Genomic DNA, 310 nt, shown 5'->3' on the forward strand with positions numbered 1-310 from the left:
ATCATTAGTATGTTTACTTTGATCATGAGTATTATTATTTGTATCATTATTGGGTTTCATTTTTGAAACGGTCACGGTTTTATTTTCGAAACCGTGTACCGTTTCATTTTTGAAACCGTGCACCGTTTCATTGTTGAAACGGTCGGTGTTATCATTTTTGGTTTCGGGATTGTTAGAAGGATCTTGCTTGCCTCGAGTTTTAGGCCGACCGCCTTTCAGACCATAGATTTGAGCGGAAGAGCCATAATCTTTCCAGTCCCGAAGTTTAACTAAGGGCATTACTTTTGTTTCATGCTCGTTTTTTGGGCTT

The 310-nt window shown here is 38.7% G+C and carries 1 pseudogene; it reads right to left on the reverse strand.

Annotated elements, in window-relative coordinates:
• Positions 1-310 (reverse strand): annotated as a pseudogene (locus RZO55_RS12460) (hypothetical protein); the annotation flags it as partial.

This window comes from Clostridium boliviensis (assembly GCF_033342255.1).
GTDB classification, from domain to species: Bacteria; Bacillota; Clostridia; order Lachnospirales; family Lachnospiraceae; genus Lacrimispora; species Lacrimispora boliviensis.